Source organism: Pseudomonas sp. B611 (genome assembly GCF_055407965.1).
This window is the reverse complement of record NZ_JBUZST010000009.1, coordinates 124,721-139,867: the sequence shown is the minus strand read 5'-3', so window position 1 is coordinate 139,867 and position 15,147 is coordinate 124,721. Positions and strand designations below refer to the sequence as shown.

Genomic DNA, 15,147 nt, shown 5'->3' with positions numbered 1-15,147 from the left:
AAACTGTGGGAGCTGGCTTGCCTGCGATAGCGGTGAGTCGCCATCGCGGCGATGCGGCAGCCCGACAAGCCCGCTCCCACAGGGGATTGGGGATGGCTCGCAGGATCAGGCTCAGCGCCAGCTCCAGGACACACCGGTGTAGATACCGCGACCATCCGCTGGCGTGGAACGCGCCATGTCCACGCCTTTGTCGTCATACCCCGGCGTGACGGTATTGGCGTAACGCCGATTGGTGAGGTTGCGCAGGTCGACCCAGGCTTGCCAGTCCTGTTTCGGCGCGTCGTAGCCGAAGGTCGCGCCCACAATCGTGTAAGACGCAGCGTTGTAGGAATTAGCGTAATCAACTGCCACCTTTGACGAATGCTCGGCGTTGAAACTGCTGTAGAACCCCGTCGGATGGCTATAGCGCAGTTGCCCCTGGTAGAAGTGCTTGGGGATACCCGGCAAGGTGTTGCCGCCGAAACGGTCGTCGTCACGGTAGTGGAAGTCGCTGAAGGTATAGGCCTGCCGCAGGGCGAGCTTGCCGTTGCGGCCGCCGTCCCACAGCGGGCTGAGCAGGCTCAATTCAACGCCTTGGTGCACCGTGGGGCTGGCGTTGTTTTCGGCAACGATGGCGTTTGTCGTGCCTGTCTGGGCCTGGGTTTCCACGGTGAGCAATTCATGGCGCACTTCGGAGCGGTACAGCGCCAGGTCCCATTGGCCGAACCAGTGTTCGCCGCGCCCACCGATTTCCAGGGTGGTGGCGGTCTGGTTTTTCAGGCTCACGCCTTCGCGCTGCAAACCGGTAGCCGCGCCGCTGTGTTCCGGAAAGTACTTGTTGGAACCCCAGATCATCGACCACGCATGCGGCGGCTCGACCGAGCGGCTCAGGTTGCCGTACACCTGCAATTGCGGGTTGAAGTCGTAACGCAGGCCGATGCGCGGCGCGTAGTCCCAATCGTGCTGGCTCAGCGGCGCGTGGGCGTCCGGGTAGGTCACTTCGGTTTCGCGGCGGGTGTAGATCGCCGCTAGGCCGGTAGTCAGCCACAGGTCGGGGGCCAGTTCCAGGTCGTTACCGATATGCAGCACGGTGTCCGAGCCCAGGTAGCTGTAGTCGCGGGTCTTGGTGCCGGGGGCGTAGTATCTTGCGGGGTCTTTTGAGGGAATCCGCACGTATTCCGCGCCACCGTTGTTGGGCATCGCCTGGGTGGTGCGCAGGCCGATCGTGGTTTTGCTGTCGTGGCCGAACAACGTGTCCTGGCGGATGTAATTGAGGGTGCTGCTGATGTCGGTGTAGGCGACTTTCAGGCGAATCGTGCCTTCGCGCAGGTCCATCGGATAGTCGTGGTAGGCCAGACCGAACTCGACGCGGGAATTGTCGTCCAGTTGCAAGGTGGTCTTGTTGGCGATCCAGGTCGAGCCCGGTTGCAGGCGCTTGGAGTCGCGGGCGGCGTTGAGGCTGTTGGCGGCCCGGGGGTCGTGGCTGATCTGCTCGCGGGTGAGTTTGCCCGGGGTGTCGTTGGTGGTTTCGCGGTAGCGGAAATAGAAACGGGTTTCCAGTTCCGGGCTGAAGCGGTAGCCGAAGTTGGCCGCCATGCCCTTGCCCGTGGCGGCGCTCTGGCGCTGGTAGCCGTCGGCTTCGGAGTCGGTGAGGCTGATGTAGTAATCGGCATCTCCCAGGACCTGGCCGGAGCTGATCTCGCGCTGGGCGTAGCCTTTGCTGCCCGCCTCATAACGCAGTTGCAGCTTGGGTGCGTCATAGCCGGTACGGGTCACGTAGTTGACCGCGCCGCCCAACGCCAACGCGCCCTGATCGAAACCGTTGGCGCCGCGCAGCACTTCGACGCGGCTTTGCCACAGCGGGTCTTTCAACTCATAGGGCGTGCCGCCTGGGCCGGTCAGCGGCAGGCCGTCGAACATTTCATACAAGCCCGAGCCATGGGAACCGGGGCTGCGGTTCAGGCCCGAACCGCGGATCGACAGTTTCACCCCTTCGTTGTTCGCCGCCTTGGCGTACACCCCGGCCTGGTACTTGAACACGTCTTCGTTGGTGCTGACCCGCCCTTGCTGCACGCTGTTCATGTCGATGTAGTTGGTGCCACCGGGCACGCTCTTGAGCTGGGCCTCGGCGATTTCGCCGGCGCTGGCTTCGCTGCTGGTGACTTCGACCGGGGCCAGTTGCAGGTCTTCGGCGTGCACCAGTGAGCTTAAGGTCAGGGCGGCAAACAGGAGCGGAGGCTGGCGCAACAACATGGGGCGGGTCCTTGGAATTCGGGGGACGTAAAAGGCGGGGCCCAGATGGGAAGACAGGGACGCCCGGCAAGTCACTCCTGATTAACGAACCAGCGCCGAAGTGCAACAGCGTTTCTTAAGTCCAAAATCGAATTAACACATGAAAACTCAGTATTTAAAGAAATAACCGGCGCAGATTACTGTGGAGCCACTGAGTCACCCACGCCCCACGAGACCATCCCCATGCAAACATCCGCCACTGTCATCGACTTCACACTCCACCGTAAACGCCGCCAGGCGCGCGCAGCGGCCGAGCTGATGTGGGCGATGTACGCGGCGCGCGCAGGGCTGGCGGTGTTTACTGCACAGGCGACGTCGTCCAGCGACACTCGCCGGGCGTAATGCCGATGAATTTCCTGCATGTGTTGCCCGATCCTCCCGAGCCCCCGCCCAAACCGAATTCCGATGACGACGTCATCAGCCTGTGCGTCGCGCACAATCTGCAACGCCTGCGCGGCAAGCGGCATTTGTCCCTGGATGGCCTGGCGCGCGCCTGTGGTGTGAGCCGTGCGATGCTGGCGCAGATCGAGTCCGGGCGCAGCGTGCCGTCGATCAAGGTGCTGTGCAAGATTGCCAAGGGATTGAAGGTGTCGGTCGCGGCGTTCCTGGAAGATCGCGCATTTGAAGGGGTCGAGGTGTTGCCGGCGCGACAGAGCAAGCGCCTGGTGAGTGCCGATGGCGCGTTTATCAGCCGTGCGTTGTTTCCCTACGATACGGCGCGCCAATCCGAGTTCTACGAGATCCGCCTTCGCGCACTGGGCGAGGAAGTTTCCGAAGGCCACGGTCCCGGTATCCAAGAGAACCTGGTGGTGGCCCAAGGTGTACTAGAGGTGAGCGTCAATGATGAGCGCTACCTGCTATCTACCGGTGATTCGATCCTGTTCTACGCCGACCAGCCCCACCGCTACCGCAACCCGGCGGACAGCGAGGCGGTGGCGTTTTTGGTGATCACTTACCCTGAACGTTTGGACTAATCGCGAATATCTGTGGCGAGGGAGCTTGCTCCCGCTGGGCTGCATAGCAGCCCCGAATCCAGGCACTGAGATTTATCAGGGATATTGAGGTGGCCTTTTTGGGGCCGCTGCGCGCCCCAGCGGGAGCAAGCTCCCTCGCCACACCTGTCAGCAGGTGCAGCACATCATCGGCATGCCATTGCAGCTCATCATCATCGGCATGGCGCAGTCGTTCATCATCTTGTTCATGAGCATGCAGCAGTTTTCCATCATGGCCATGCTCATGCCGGGCATTGGCATCATTTTGCACATCATGCTATCGGCCATCAGGGTGCATTCCATCACGCACTTCATCATCGGCATCGGCATGCCCATCATCGGCATCATGTTCATGCTGTTCATCATGGCCATGGCGTCGGCCGACAGGCACATCATCGACATATTGGCGCACTGCATCATCATCGGCATGCCGCAGTTCATCATCATCGCCATCATCTCGGCGTTGTTCTTGAACTGAGCCATGTCCATGCCAGCGGCAGGTTTCATGGTGCACATCATGGCGTCAGCGGCCATTTCGCATTTCATCGTGGCCATCATCATCGGCATGCCCATCATCGGCATCATTGGCATGGCGCTGTTCATCGGCATCTGCATTGCATTCATCATGTTCGAAACTCCGTAATCGACAGGAAATGGCTAAGTTCTGGCGCCGATTCTAGAGACGCCGGGCCGCCGTGCAAGACGTCGGCAGAGCAGCAGGAATGGATGTTCGGTGGCGGGCTTGGTCGATGAAAACAGCTGAAATGGATGTGATGACGTTGGATTTGTCGCTACTACGCCAATTCCATCCATTACCGCTATGAAAGTGGCGTTATGGATATTCATTGTAGGAATTGCGACCAACGATAAGGAAATAATCGATCTAACCACGCTGAAAATTCAGCGTCTGCATCAACTCATCCGCCTCTGAACCCTGGGTAAACCGAAAGCCAACCATTTCTTCGGTGGCCAGAATCTCAGCAAGGGTTTCGCACAACTGCTCTTCCGTAGGCGAATCACGCAGCAGTTTATGCGCAGGCAACAACAACTCAGCGCAAACGCCTTGAACACTGGCGGCGTCAATCACGGCAAACAGGATAAATCGCAGGCGGATTTCGCGATCCGTCGGCCAACGCGTTTTGGACTTACCCAAGGTAGGCACTCATTTTTAAGAAAAGTCCGAGGCTATTGCCGAGTGGTAGGCGTTTCAAGCAGCGTCCGTGAAGTTAGGCCCATTCCTACATCGGAAGAAGAAACAGCGCACTCCTAAACATCGCGCAGTCGCGTGCGCGTCGCTTGCCAGCACATCAGCGAGCCCACGGTCACCAACACGGCGCCCTGCCAGAACTGTGCGGTCAAGTGGGCCCCCAGCCACACCGCCGCAAATGCCGACGATAGCACCGGCGCAGAATACGAGGCAGTGGCCAGCAGGGTCAGGTTGCCGCGCAGAATGCCCAGGTTCCACAGCGCGTAGCCGCCGGCCATGGCAATGCCCGCAGCGCCCAGTTGCAGGCTGCTATTAAGGGTGAACGCGGGCAGCACTTCTGTGCTCAGCGCGTATTTCAGCCAGAGCACAGCGGCGGCCAAGGTAAAAAACAACATCACCAGGTTTTGCCCACCGGCATAGCGCCGGGTGACGTTGCAGTACAACGCGAACGTCACCGCGCAGCCCAGCGCGAGGCTGTAGCTCAGGGGGTTGCTGCTCACATTGGCGACGAGGGTGGACAATGCCAGGCCATCACCGCTCACCACCCACACGATGCCAAACAACGCCAGCGCGGTGCCAGGCAGGATCAGCCAACGGGCTTTCTGCCCATTCATGACAATGGCGAGCAACACGGTCAGGCAGGGCCAGAGGTAGTTCACCACCCCAAGCTCAATCGCCTGGTTGCGATTGCTGGCGTAACCCAATGCCAGCGACAGGCACAATTCGTACGCCACAAACAGCGCACTGCCCACAATCAGGTAGAACCAGGACGTCGCGCGCACCCGCGGCCGTCCCAGGAACAGCACCAACAGCACCGCCCCCAAGGTGTAGATCAACGCCGCGCCGCCCAACGGGCCAAACAGTTCACTGACGCTGCGGATAAGCCCGGCGGCGGTACTCCACAGGAGAATCGCTACCAAACCGCATGCAGTGGCTGCACGCTCGCTGTTGATCTGCATGGTGACCTCGTGGGCAAAGCGGGAGGGATGAAAGACGGCGCAAACCGTCTATCACGCTGCAATTGGACATTTTTAGCCACACTAATGTAAAGCCACTTATGTGGGGTGCTTACTGCACCGGCAGGAAATTCATCAGCAACAAGCTCTGCGCATAGTTGACGCCGATACGCCGGTAGCGCTCATCCAGCAGCTGGGTCAACAGGTCGAGCCGCGCAACAATCTTGCCGAATTCCACGGCAAAGCTGAGGTTGCTGCCCTCCTCCGAGATTTCGTTGGAAAACAGCAGCAACACACCGTTGGCATCCTGGCGCTGGCTGAGCAGCCAGGTGGCCTTCTCGATGTTGCGCGCGGCGTTGCTGACAAACTGCGGGTTGATCGCGTCGGTGATGTAGAACTCGGTGCGCCCGCCATGAGCGGTGACGATCATGCTGCCGATCGCATAGATGAAGGCGCCGACCCGGTCACCGCGAAACTCCGGGCTCAGGGAGTAACTCAGGGCGGCCAGGTCGCGACGCTCGCCGAGGGCTGGCAGTGAGCGGCGGTTTTCGATGGCCAGGCGAATTTCCCGGGCCGCGCTCACCGCATCCGGGTAGCCCGATTGCCGCCATTGGCTGGGGTTGCGCAGGTAGAGCTTGTTCATCAGCAGATACAGGCTTTGCAGGTTGTCGCGCATACCCAGGGTGGCCATGCGATCGACGCTGGTCTGGAAGAACTCATCCGGCTTGCCGTTGCTGAACTGCTTGGCCATGTCCTGCGCCTGCTGCTGGCTGCAACCGGCGACACACAGCGCAAGCGCGGCAACCAGTAGCAGTGGTTGCCGCGTCCGGCGACGCTTACATCTGGCTTTCAGGCGATCTATCGGCACCAGGTCTCGCTCTTGTGTCCACGGGGAATGAATGTGGCTGGGTCACAGATAGAGCGAGGAAATGCAAAAAAGTGCGATAGGCAATGGCTTAAACCGCTGCCTCAAGCAGCAAAACCGTGGAAGGCCCGGCGCGGAACGTAGGATTGTGCCGACTGGCTTCTTGCATATGGGCCGTGCGGTGGTGGGCTTCCAGCGTGGCTTTTGATGCCCACTTCTCGATCAGCACGAAGCTGTCGGGGTTGCCGGCCACGGGATGCAGATCATATTGAATGCATCCCTCCTCGGCCCTGACCAACGGAGCCAGCTTCTCAAACGCCGCCAGCTGGTCGGCACCGCGACCCGACTGAGTAGTGATAATGACGACAAGCCGCACTTCATCTGACATGGATTACACCCTGCACTGTGGGAAAGAACCCACACACTACGCCAGACGCTAGGCGTCGCACAGCCCTACAAAAAGGTTGCGCCAGGTGCTGTCCTTTCACATCGTTTTCACAGTCAAGCGCTTATGGTCACACCAGCTCCTAATGAACATCCCTTTTAGCCCGTGCTCCCCATCACGGGCTTTTCTTTGTCTGGGATTTGGTGGAGGTCCGAAAACGGCCCCGGTTATCCCACGCGTAAAACACCGCGTGCGGCGCCAGCATCACCGCGAACATTCCCCAGAATTCGACGAGCCTTGCGCCATACAAGCCGCCTCCGATTCCGATCACAACAGTGCATACGAGCTGTCGCAGTGTTTCGGTTTTGATTCCTTTCACGTCACGCCTCCTTGAGTTCGGCCGCAAGGATACCGCGAACACGCACGTGTCAGGAGCAGGCAGCGGTTCCTGGCCGTTGGTTGGTAGCCGATCAGACCGAACTGAACGAAGCGTCGCCCTCACCCGGCAGCGGCGGCGCCAACCGCAAGGTATTGCGCCCCATGCCCTTGGCCTCATACAACGCTGCATCCGCGCGGGCCAGCAGGCTGGCGGTGGTGTCGGACGCCCCTGGTACCCCGCAACACACACCGATACTGATCCGCGCCGCAATGCTTGACGCCCCATACCCCGCCGGCGTGTCGGCCAGCGAAGCGCGCAGCTCATCGAGTACCGCCACCGCACCTTCAGGGCTGGTGCCCGGCAGCAGCAACAGAAACTCCTCGCCGCCGTAACGGCCGATGCTGTCGGATTGGCGCAGGCGCTGGGACAGGTGCGCTGCACAGTGAACAATCACTTCATCCCCCGCCAGATGGCCATGCACATCATTGATCTGCTTGAAGTGGTCGATATCGACCATCGCCACAGCCAGGCTGGAGCCGTCGCGGCGGGCGCGCTCCAGCTCCGTGGCGAACTGCTCGAGGATCGCCCGACGGTTGAGAATACCGGTCAACACATCACGCAACGCCAGGTATTGAAACCGCGATTCACTGCGCTCCTTGGACAGCAACACCAAGCCCAGCGAAATCATCATGGCCGTGAACGTGCCGATGCTCACCGAAATGGTTTGCTTGAGGTTGCTGACGTCATAGCGCATCTCTGCCGCACCGCCGCCGAACACCGCCACCACACGCATGCCCAGGCCAATCAGGCTGATGCTCGAGCCAATGATCAACAACAGGCGCGCCCGCCCCTGGGCCGGGATGTAGCGCAGGGTCCAATAGATGATCAACGCGCACTGCAACATCAACACAAAGGTGGCGGCGAGCATGCGCGGTTCCAGGGTGCCGATCAGGCTGGCCATCAACACCGCCATCAGCACCGCAGGCGCAAACGCCCGCCACCAGGCGACCGGCAGTTCAACGATGCGAAACACGCTGGCACCATAAAACGCCAGCGCCACGGCCAGCAGCGTATTGGCCACGCCGTAGGTAAACCACAACGGCGCATGCCCGTAGAAGGTGTAGCCAACGTAGGCCAACGCGTGGGCCAGCAGGCCGAAGCCAATGGTGAGCAGGCTGTCACCCCGATTGAACTGGCCGACCAGGATCAGACAAAACGCCATGATCGTCGCCACCAGGGCGACACAGGCAAAAAGCGTGGGGGTATGGGCAATCATGGAGGGCTCACCGGACGCTGTCAGCAGCTGTTGTGCTGGCTAGTCTAGTTGAGCCGGCCCGGCGTCGATATGGGTTTGTCGGTACTGTGTTTCGTGGTGCTACAGGGTAATGGACGTCGCGGGGTAGAAGAGCATGTTGAGCACGAACAGAATCATCCAGAAGCCGATTTCCAGGGTTTCGGTAATCGGCTGAATGCGCTTCAACGCGCCATAGACATGCACGACAAACATCAACGCAAACACCACAAACAGCACATCGAAGGCGTAGCTGAAACGGGTGCCGGTGGTGACCGAGCGCAGCATGGTCGCCTCCACCACCAGGATGAAAGCCCCCAGGCAACGACCAAAGTAGATCGCCAAATGCTGGTGCTCGGGAATCGTCCAGCGCATGGCGCGTGCCCAGGCGATCGGCGCGACAAAAATCGGCAGGGCGAAAAACAGTGTGGTGACCACCATCAGGGTGGTGAGGTAAAGGTGGCTGTATTGGGCGTAGTAACCGAGCATTGTTAGCGTCCTTGTCCATGGGCAGTGTCGGTTGGCAGGATTGCAGCCGAAAATGCTCAAGTCCAATGGAAACGGGGCTTGCAGGACCAAAGAGAACAGGCTTGGGTGGGTGGGATTAGTACGGAAGGTGGAGCTGTGAGCAATAACTACGACAGCCTATGAATGACATCCGCAACCATCTTTTCAGCACGATTCATCCCGTCAATCCGTAAGACCGGAGCCGTTTGCCCTGACAGCCACGTCTCATGCCACGCGCGGTTGCGTCCTGAAAAGCTTGGTTCGTCATATTGCGAGGCCCATTCGCGAAAGGCGATGTGTATCTCATGCATATCGCCACCCGGTGCGATCCGTTCGCCAAACCGCTGCTTCTCGCGGGCAGCCAGCCGCTCCAGGCGAACGGGTGTGGGTGTCACAACGAATACAATCAGATCGACAGCGGCAATCAGCGCATCGCCCCACCCCATGCAGGAGCCGGTCAGCACCCACTCATCACCACCGAATGCTTGCTGGATCAATGGCACGCGCTCACTGGCAGGTCGCTTGGTCGTGAACGGCGGGTTGGTGGGCATCCAGTAAAAATCATCGACATCGACGTGGGGCATGGCGAGCTGGTTGGCGAGATTTTGGCCCAGGGTGGTCACGCCTGCGCATGAGGCGCCGGTGATGTAGATCCGCATTTATTCCTCCGTGAACGTCAGTGGAGCTTAAGGTCTTTACGAAGACCGCACTTGGCAGCCTCATTCTTGCCCCCCAGCCAGCCAGAGCTCTGGCGCCTGGATGATCTGGCTGTAGAGCTGCCAGATATCGTCCGGTGTTGGAGCATCCCTTCCAAAAACTACATGCCCGCTCTCACTTTTGGCGCCGCGTCACGAACAAAGGAAGTACAAACAGCACCAAACCTCCCGACAGAATACCTACCCCAAAAGTGTGCATGAAACCTTCAGCGTTCATTGCGAGGGTAGCTACGCCCGCAACCATCCCGGCAATGCCTACGATTCGAATGTTTTTACTCGGCGACTTCAATTCCATTGCGTTGAGGCTCCCTTCAAATAATTGGCTGAGTCTATCTCAGTGCATCCGGTTCACATCCGTGCGAAAGCGGCCAAGGAAATGCTTGATCTGGGGGATGGCAGCCAGAAACACAAAAGCCCCGCTTTCGCGGGGCTTTCGTTTGAATCTTGGCGCAAAACCAGGGATTCGAACCCTGGCAGTGCGAAGCCTATTTCAGCGCTTCCTTACTTGGCCTGGCGAAGCACAAGCTGCGACAGACGAGTCTTGACTCGGAAGCAGAATTCACGAATTTGGAATTGATAAGCAGGCATGACCATGTAGTTCAAATCAGAACCTAGCGAGTCCTTGATTTCCATGTACTTGGCAGTCTTGGCAGCAATGGCTTGGTATTCCGCCTCGTACTTCACGTAAGACGCTTTGTTGTAGAGCTTCAAAACATCCAGCTCTTTACGGCACTGCTCAGCGCGATTCTGGTTCAGGTTTGTGTCTGCTTCCGACTGATCCGCGTCCGCTGAGGCAGCGGTCCGGGAGTCATAAGTGGCGGCCGCAGGAGCTGCCTCGTACCGCACGGTGTAATTTGGTGGTGTCGAAGGTGCGACTTCAGGTGGTGCTGGCTGGACAACGGCAGGAGCTGGAGCAACTTCAGGCTTTTCTGGAGTTTTCGTAGCGCATCCCGCGAGGGCAAGTCCGACCACTACAACGATGCCACACATTTTATCCATCGGTTTCACCAAAAAGTAATTACGGCTGGCTGAGTCGTTAGGTTCTGGGTAAAAGCAATAACTCATTGAATGATCGAGTGTAATTTTCTACCAGACTCAAGGCGCTCAGCCTCTCTTCCTTGAGTACACAGACGAAGGATAGTAGTAAAAAAACAAGGAGATGACGAGTAAAAGGTAGTCGGAAAAGCGACAAATTTGAGGGGATACCACCCCGCCTGTTTGAGACTACAGGCGCTTAGCTGTGTGGTTTGCCGGCTTCGCCAAGGTCTTTGTATGAGCGATACCAACACCAACCGGTATGCCAGTGCCGCGAAACACCTGAGAGCGAATCTGCCGGCCCAATGCATCCAACCCACCGACACCAGTCAAGTCGGCAAACGCCTCGTCGATGCTGTACACCTCAACTGCCGGCACCATCGCCTCAATCAGGCTCATCACGCGCCCGCTCATGTCGCCGTTTATGTGGAATAGAAAATCTATAGAAAGATACGCCTTTTTTTACGCTGAGCGTCATTCTGGAGCTGAGCGGAGGAGGTGTCTCAGGCTTTGAATTGTGCGGTCAGAAGGCAGCAAATATGGGTGTTGCACTCAGTCTCCGCGGCCGTCCTTCAGCCATGATAGAACCCAGACCCCTATCCCAACAGGGACGGCATAAGCAAAAGTCCCAGGAAATAAATCCGAAATATCAGACCAACCAAATTGCCATACGCCAGTTTTATAGTAATTAATGCAAGCCCCCATAAATGTCGCAATAACACCCACCAAAAAAAACAAAAATATTAAATATATCAAAAGCAAAATAAATGCTTGAACCCTCGATTTAGGCTTAATCACTTCTTATCTCCCAAGGCACCTACCTCGCCGCCAACTGTTTCAGAGCCGTACGCACCGATGCTGTTGTCTATTAGATCCGCCCAAAGGCAGCAAGCGAAATTCTGAATCTCGGTGATACCAGCCGCTTTCTGGGCCACACGGACAAGCGCATCACGGAGACGGTTTACCAGCGGGTCGGCGAGATCGTAAAGCCAACTCGCTGACGACGAATCTGGCGGAGTTGCGGAAACTGCCTGAAATGATGCGGAAACGATCCGAAGCTCTAGCCCCGGCGTTCTCGGATGCCAGAAACACAAAAGCCCCGCTTTCGCGAGGCTTTCGTATGAATCTTGGCGGGAAACCAGGGATTCGAACCCTGGGAACGCTATTAACGTTCGCCGGTTTTCAAGACCGGTGCATTCAACCACTCTGCCAATTTCCCTTTTGCATCACAGGATTAGAGTAGACCATCCTGTCTCAGCGGGCGCCATAATACCCGAATGAAACACACTGTCAAACTCTCGGCATCGCTTGTTACAGAGCGTCTGTTATGATCTTTGCGACTGAACGTTTCAAAACTGAAGGAGTGTCGCCATGCGCGAACAGAATTACGCAGTGAATGGCAACGCGCAGGCTGAGCAGCTTGAAGTCAGCCGCGTGTTGCGCAACACATACGGCTTGCTCGCCCTTACCCTCGCATTCAGCGGCGTGATGGCGTTCGTGGCGCAGCAGATGCGCGTTGGCTATCCGAATATCTTTGTCGTGTTGATCGGCTTCTACGGTCTGTTCTTCCTGACCAACAAGCTGCGTGACTCGGCCTGGGGCCTGGTGTCGGCATTTGCCTTGACCGGCTTCATGGGTTTTATCCTCGGCCCGATCCTTAACCGTTACCTCGGCATGGCCGGCGGCGCGGAAGTGGTCAGTTCGGCATTTGCCATGACGGCGCTGGTGTTTGGCGGCCTGTCGGCCTATGTGCTGATTACCCGTAAGGACATGAGCTTCCTCGGCGGTTTCATCACCGCGGGTTTCTTCGTGTTGCTGGCGGCCGTGGTTGCAGGCATGTTCTTCCAGATCAGCGGCCTGCAACTGGCGATCAGCGCGGGTTTTGTGCTGTTCTCCTCGGTGTGCATCCTGTTCCAGACCAGCGCCATCATCCACGGCGGTGAGCGTAACTACATCATGGCGACCGTCAGCCTGTATGTGTCGATCTACAACCTGTTTATCAGCCTGTTGCAGATCTTCGGCATCATGAGCCGCGACGACTGATCCAAGTAACGCAAAAAAAAGCCCCGTATCGAAAGATACGGGGCTTTTTTGTTTTCAAGGGATCAGTACTGGTTGGGCTCCATTTCCAGTTCGACCTTGAAACGCTCAGCAATATCGCGCTGGATACGCAGCGCCAGGTTCGCAATATCGTGCCCGGTGGCAGCACCATAGTTGACCAGCACCAGCGCTTGCAGCGCGTGTACGCCGGCATCACCGTCCCTGAAGCCCTTCCAGCCGGCCTTGTCGATCAGCCAACCGGCAGCGAGTTTCATCTGGCCATCGGCCTGCGGGTAAGCCACCAGGTCGGGGTATCGCGCCTGCAATTCGGTCGCGAGCACCTGGGAGACCAACGGGTTCTTGAAGAAGCTGCCGGCATTCCCCAGTTCTGCCGGATCTGGCAGTTTTTCGCGGCGGATGCTGCAGATGGCGCGGCTAACATCGCTCGGCGTCGCCTCAGTGATCCCCTGCCCGGCCAGGCGTTGCTGCACCGGGCCGTAATCAAGCTTGAGGTGGCTGGTGCGGCTCAAGGCAAAACGCACACGCAGGATCAACCAGCGTCCGGTTTCGTGCTTGAACAGGCTGTCGCGGTAGGCGAAGTTGCATTCTTCCAGGCTGAAATCCCGCAGTTCGCCGGTATGGCGATCCAGGGCGGTGAGGCCGGCGAATACGTCCTTGATCTCGACGCCATAGGCGCCGATGTTTTGCATCGGTGCCGCGCCAACGGTACCTGGGATGAGGCTGAGGTTTTCCAACCCACAAAAACCTTGCTCCAGGGTCCACAGCACAAACGGGTGCCAGGCTTCGCCTGCTTCCGCTTCGACCACCACAGACTTGCCGTCATCGTGCAGCACCCGGATACCCTGGGTGGCCATGCGCAACACCAGCGCAGGGATATCCTGAGTCAGCAACAAATTGCTGCCACCACCGATCACCAGCAGCGGCAGCGCTTGCGTAACCGCGTAGGCCAAGGCCTCACGGACGTCCGCGTCGCTGTGGGCTTCGGCAAACAGTTGGGCACGCACGTCGATGCCAAAGCTGTTGAAGGGCTTGAGGGATACCTGCGAGAGCACTTGCAAGGTCATAGCCGCCCCTTGATTTCGATCACCAATAAATCACAGGCCTGCTCGATCAGGTCCAGGACCCGTTCGAAGCCCTGTTCGCCTTCGTAGTAAGGGTCTGGCACCTCGTCAACCTCAGCGTCATAGCGGCGCAGGAACAAGTCCAGCTGTGCCTTGCCCTGCCCCGGCTGCAGCGCCTTCAGGTTGCGCAGGTTGCTGTGGTCCATGGCCAGGATCAGGTCGTAGCGCGCAAAGTCGGCACGGCTGACCTGTTGCGCACGCTGCGCCGACAAGTCGTAACCGCGCGCCAACGCCGCGCGCTGGCTGCGCTGGTCCGGTGGGTTGCCGACATGCCAGTCGCCCGTACCGGCGGACGCGACCTCGACCTGCCCAGCCAGCCCCGCGTCGCGCAATTTATGGCGCAATACACCTTCGGCCGTTGGCGAGCGGCAGATGTTGCCCAGGCAGACAAACAGGACTTCCATCACGCCCCCAGCAGGCGACGGACGCGCTCAAGGTCTTCCGGCGTGTCCACACCCGCAGGCGGCGCTTCCAGGGCGTCACCCACGTGGATACGTACGCCATGCCACAAGGCACGCAGTTGTTCCAGGGATTCGGTGTTTTCCAGCCAGCACGGGCCCCAGCTGACGAAGTCATGCAGGAAGCCGGCACGGTAGGCATAGATGCCGATGTGACGACGGTACGGCACGCCCTCTGGCAATACGTCAGGGTGTTTGGCGAAGGCGTCGCGCGCCCAAGGCAGGGTCGAGCGGCTGAACGTCAGCGCCAGGCCATTGATGTCGCTGACCACTTTCACCACGTTCGGGTTGAACAGGGTGTCGATGTCTTCGATCGGCTCGGCCAGCGTCGCCATGCGCGCTTCGCCGTGGGCCGCGAGGTTGGCGGCCACTTGGTCGATGACGCTTGGCGGGATCAGCGGCTCATCGCCTTGCACGTTCACCACGATGGCGTCGTCGGCCAGGCCCAGTTGCGTGGCCACTTCGGCCAGGCGATCGGTGCCAGAGTTGTGGTCTTCGCGGGTCAGCACCGCTTCGGCGCCAAAGCCCTGGCAGGCGGCGATGATGCGTGGGTCATCAGTGGCGACTACAACCCGTTCAGCGCTGCTTTTGCAGGCCTGTTCCCACACCAGCTGGATCATCGGCTTTTTGCCGATCAATTGCAGCGGTTTGCCCGGCAGGCGCGTCGAGGCAAAGCGCGAAGGAATGACAACGGTAAAGGCGGTGGTCATTTATCCAGGCGCTCATCGGAAGTCAGGGTGCGGGCTTCGCTTTCCAGCATGACCGGGATGCCATCACGGATCGGATAGGCCAGGCCGGCGCCTTTGCTGATCAGCTCGGTTTTGTCGGCGCTGAGCTTGAGCGGGCCTTTGCAGATCGGGCAAGCGAGGATGTCGAGCAATTTGGTGTCCATGAGTGTTTCCT

20 protein-coding genes, 1 tRNA gene and 2 pseudogenes are annotated in these 15,147 nt (G+C 58.9%); 4 read left to right on the top strand and 19 right to left on the bottom strand.

All coding sequences use genetic code 11. The features are described 5' to 3' along the window. Positions 1-111: 111 nt before the first annotated feature. Positions 112-2,232, bottom strand: coding sequence for a TonB-dependent receptor family protein (locus ACZRMO_RS19700; RefSeq protein ID WP_463973935.1), 2,121 nt, complete (start codon positions 2,230-2,232; stop codon positions 112-114). Between the two features lie 222 nt (positions 2,233-2,454). Between ACZRMO_RS19700 and ACZRMO_RS19695 the strand changes: the two genes are divergently transcribed. Next, positions 2,455-2,613 (top strand): hypothetical protein, encoded by a 159-nt coding sequence (locus ACZRMO_RS19695; protein WP_177414112.1) that lies wholly within the window; start codon positions 2,455-2,457, stop codon positions 2,611-2,613. 5 nt (positions 2,614-2,618) lie between these two features. Continuing rightward, positions 2,619-3,245 (top strand): helix-turn-helix domain-containing protein, encoded by a 627-nt coding sequence (locus ACZRMO_RS19690; RefSeq protein WP_463973934.1) that lies wholly within the window; start codon positions 2,619-2,621, stop codon positions 3,243-3,245. 147 nt (positions 3,246-3,392) lie between these two features. Here the strand turns inward: ACZRMO_RS19690 and ACZRMO_RS19685 are convergent, their stop codons facing one another. The 13 genes and pseudogenes from ACZRMO_RS19685 to ACZRMO_RS19625 form a co-directional block, all read right to left on the bottom strand. Further along, positions 3,393-3,890: a hypothetical protein gene (locus tag ACZRMO_RS19685; protein WP_463973933.1), complete on the bottom strand. Its 498-nt coding sequence runs from the start codon at positions 3,888-3,890 to the stop codon at positions 3,393-3,395. Between the two features lie 256 nt (positions 3,891-4,146). Then, positions 4,147-4,416 carry a hypothetical protein gene (locus ACZRMO_RS19680; protein ID WP_463973932.1) on the bottom strand — a complete coding sequence of 90 codons (270 nt, stop codon included), beginning with the start codon at positions 4,414-4,416 and terminating at the stop codon, positions 4,147-4,149. A 113-nt stretch (positions 4,417-4,529) separates the two neighbouring features. Continuing rightward, positions 4,530-5,429, bottom strand: coding sequence for an aromatic amino acid DMT transporter YddG (gene yddG, locus ACZRMO_RS19675; protein WP_463973931.1), 900 nt, complete (start codon positions 5,427-5,429; stop codon positions 4,530-4,532). Positions 5,430-5,538: 109 nt separating this feature from the next. Next, a complete protein-coding gene (locus tag ACZRMO_RS19670) occupies positions 5,539-6,177 on the bottom strand; it encodes a hypothetical protein (protein WP_242551641.1) in 639 nt (212 codons plus the stop codon). Positions 6,178-6,382: 205 nt separating this feature from the next. Then, positions 6,383-6,679: a putative quinol monooxygenase gene (locus tag ACZRMO_RS19665; RefSeq protein WP_463973930.1), complete on the bottom strand. Its 297-nt coding sequence runs from the start codon at positions 6,677-6,679 to the stop codon at positions 6,383-6,385. Positions 6,680-6,851: 172 nt separating this feature from the next. Next, complete coding sequence (locus ACZRMO_RS19660) at positions 6,852-7,055, bottom strand: hypothetical protein (RefSeq protein ID WP_463973929.1); 204 nt, start codon at positions 7,053-7,055, stop codon at positions 6,852-6,854. Positions 7,056-7,146: 91 nt separating this feature from the next. After that, a complete protein-coding gene (locus tag ACZRMO_RS19655; RefSeq protein ID WP_463973928.1) occupies positions 7,147-8,331 on the bottom strand; it encodes a GGDEF domain-containing protein in 1,185 nt (394 codons plus the stop codon). Positions 8,332-8,430: 99 nt separating this feature from the next. Next, positions 8,431-8,835, bottom strand: coding sequence for a hypothetical protein (locus tag ACZRMO_RS19650; protein WP_463973927.1), 405 nt, complete (start codon positions 8,833-8,835; stop codon positions 8,431-8,433). 146 nt (positions 8,836-8,981) lie between these two features. Continuing rightward, complete coding sequence (locus ACZRMO_RS19645; protein WP_463973926.1) at positions 8,982-9,512, bottom strand: ATP-binding protein; 531 nt, start codon at positions 9,510-9,512, stop codon at positions 8,982-8,984. A 172-nt stretch (positions 9,513-9,684) separates the two neighbouring features. Continuing rightward, positions 9,685-9,864 carry a hypothetical protein gene (locus ACZRMO_RS19640; RefSeq protein WP_463973925.1) on the bottom strand — a complete coding sequence of 60 codons (180 nt, stop codon included), beginning with the start codon at positions 9,862-9,864 and terminating at the stop codon, positions 9,685-9,687. A 206-nt stretch (positions 9,865-10,070) separates the two neighbouring features. After that, the gene (locus tag ACZRMO_RS19635; protein ID WP_242551629.1) at positions 10,071-10,634 is read right to left on the bottom strand and encodes a hypothetical protein; all 564 of its coding nucleotides are present in this window, start codon (positions 10,632-10,634) and stop codon (positions 10,071-10,073) included. Between the two features lie 162 nt (positions 10,635-10,796). Next, positions 10,797-11,036: pseudogene (locus ACZRMO_RS19630) on the bottom strand (Y-family DNA polymerase); the annotation flags it as partial. Between the two features lie 120 nt (positions 11,037-11,156). Continuing rightward, complete coding sequence (locus ACZRMO_RS19625; protein WP_463973924.1) at positions 11,157-11,402, bottom strand: hypothetical protein; 246 nt, start codon at positions 11,400-11,402, stop codon at positions 11,157-11,159. A 74-nt stretch (positions 11,403-11,476) separates the two neighbouring features. Here ACZRMO_RS19625 and ACZRMO_RS19620 point away from each other — a divergent pair. Beyond that, a pseudogene (locus ACZRMO_RS19620) lies at positions 11,477-11,605 on the top strand (integrase); the annotation flags it as partial. Between the two features lie 127 nt (positions 11,606-11,732). Here ACZRMO_RS19620 and ACZRMO_RS19615 read toward each other — a convergent pair. Next, a tRNA-Ser gene (locus ACZRMO_RS19615) sits at positions 11,733-11,823 on the bottom strand. Between the two features lie 152 nt (positions 11,824-11,975). Here ACZRMO_RS19615 and ACZRMO_RS19610 point away from each other — a divergent pair. Continuing rightward, complete coding sequence (locus tag ACZRMO_RS19610) at positions 11,976-12,647, top strand: Bax inhibitor-1/YccA family protein (RefSeq protein WP_003174664.1); 672 nt, start codon at positions 11,976-11,978, stop codon at positions 12,645-12,647. A 62-nt stretch (positions 12,648-12,709) separates the two neighbouring features. Here the strand turns inward: ACZRMO_RS19610 and murB are convergent, their stop codons facing one another. The 4 genes from murB to ACZRMO_RS19590 are packed head-to-tail and all read right to left on the bottom strand — an operon-like array spanning position 12,710 to position 15,136. Further along, positions 12,710-13,729 (bottom strand): UDP-N-acetylmuramate dehydrogenase, encoded by a 1,020-nt coding sequence (murB, locus tag ACZRMO_RS19605; RefSeq protein WP_463973923.1) that lies wholly within the window; start codon positions 13,727-13,729, stop codon positions 12,710-12,712. Beyond that, a complete protein-coding gene (locus ACZRMO_RS19600; protein WP_207043887.1) occupies positions 13,726-14,190 on the bottom strand; it encodes a low molecular weight protein-tyrosine-phosphatase in 465 nt (154 codons plus the stop codon). Before ACZRMO_RS19600 ends, murB begins: the two co-directional genes overlap by 4 nt. Beyond that, positions 14,190-14,954 (bottom strand): 3-deoxy-manno-octulosonate cytidylyltransferase, encoded by a 765-nt coding sequence (gene kdsB, locus ACZRMO_RS19595; protein WP_124527906.1) that lies wholly within the window; start codon positions 14,952-14,954, stop codon positions 14,190-14,192. Before kdsB ends, ACZRMO_RS19600 begins: the two co-directional genes overlap by 1 nt. Further along, a complete protein-coding gene (locus tag ACZRMO_RS19590; protein WP_017736029.1) occupies positions 14,951-15,136 on the bottom strand; it encodes a Trm112 family protein in 186 nt (61 codons plus the stop codon). Before ACZRMO_RS19590 ends, kdsB begins: the two co-directional genes overlap by 4 nt. Positions 15,137-15,147 lie beyond the last annotated feature (11 nt).

Bases quoted from the DNA above. Each gene is read 5' to 3' on its own strand.
- ACZRMO_RS19700 (WP_463973935.1), bottom strand. From the start codon at position 2,232: ATGTTGTTGCGCCAGCCTCCGCTCCTGTTTGCCGCCCTGACCTTAAGC.
- ACZRMO_RS19695 (WP_177414112.1), top strand. From the start codon at position 2,455: ATGCAAACATCCGCCACTGTCATCGACTTCACACTCCACCGTAAACGC.
- ACZRMO_RS19690 (WP_463973934.1), top strand. From the start codon at position 2,619: ATGAATTTCCTGCATGTGTTGCCCGATCCTCCCGAGCCCCCGCCCAAA.
- ACZRMO_RS19685 (WP_463973933.1), bottom strand. From the start codon at position 3,890: ATGATGAATGCAATGCAGATGCCGATGAACAGCGCCATGCCAATGATG.
- yddG (WP_463973931.1), bottom strand. From the start codon at position 5,429: ATGCAGATCAACAGCGAGCGTGCAGCCACTGCATGCGGTTTGGTAGCG.
- ACZRMO_RS19670 (WP_242551641.1), bottom strand. From the start codon at position 6,177: ATGGCCAAGCAGTTCAGCAACGGCAAGCCGGATGAGTTCTTCCAGACC.
- ACZRMO_RS19665 (WP_463973930.1), bottom strand. From the start codon at position 6,679: ATGTCAGATGAAGTGCGGCTTGTCGTCATTATCACTACTCAGTCGGGT.
- ACZRMO_RS19655 (WP_463973928.1), bottom strand. From the start codon at position 8,331: ATGATTGCCCATACCCCCACGCTTTTTGCCTGTGTCGCCCTGGTGGCG.
- ACZRMO_RS19650 (WP_463973927.1), bottom strand. From the start codon at position 8,835: ATGCTCGGTTACTACGCCCAATACAGCCACCTTTACCTCACCACCCTG.
- ACZRMO_RS19645 (WP_463973926.1), bottom strand. From the start codon at position 9,512: ATGCGGATCTACATCACCGGCGCCTCATGCGCAGGCGTGACCACCCTG.
- ACZRMO_RS19640 (WP_463973925.1), bottom strand. From the start codon at position 9,864: ATGGAATTGAAGTCGCCGAGTAAAAACATTCGAATCGTAGGCATTGCC.
- ACZRMO_RS19635 (WP_242551629.1), bottom strand. From the start codon at position 10,634: ATGAGTTATTGCTTTTACCCAGAACCTAACGACTCAGCCAGCCGTAAT.
- ACZRMO_RS19610 (WP_003174664.1), top strand. From the start codon at position 11,976: ATGCGCGAACAGAATTACGCAGTGAATGGCAACGCGCAGGCTGAGCAG.
- murB (WP_463973923.1), bottom strand. From the start codon at position 13,729: ATGACCTTGCAAGTGCTCTCGCAGGTATCCCTCAAGCCCTTCAACAGC.
- ACZRMO_RS19600 (WP_207043887.1), bottom strand. From the start codon at position 14,190: ATGGAAGTCCTGTTTGTCTGCCTGGGCAACATCTGCCGCTCGCCAACG.
- kdsB (WP_124527906.1), bottom strand. From the start codon at position 14,954: ATGACCACCGCCTTTACCGTTGTCATTCCTTCGCGCTTTGCCTCGACG.
- ACZRMO_RS19590 (WP_017736029.1), bottom strand. From the start codon at position 15,136: ATGGACACCAAATTGCTCGACATCCTCGCTTGCCCGATCTGCAAAGGC.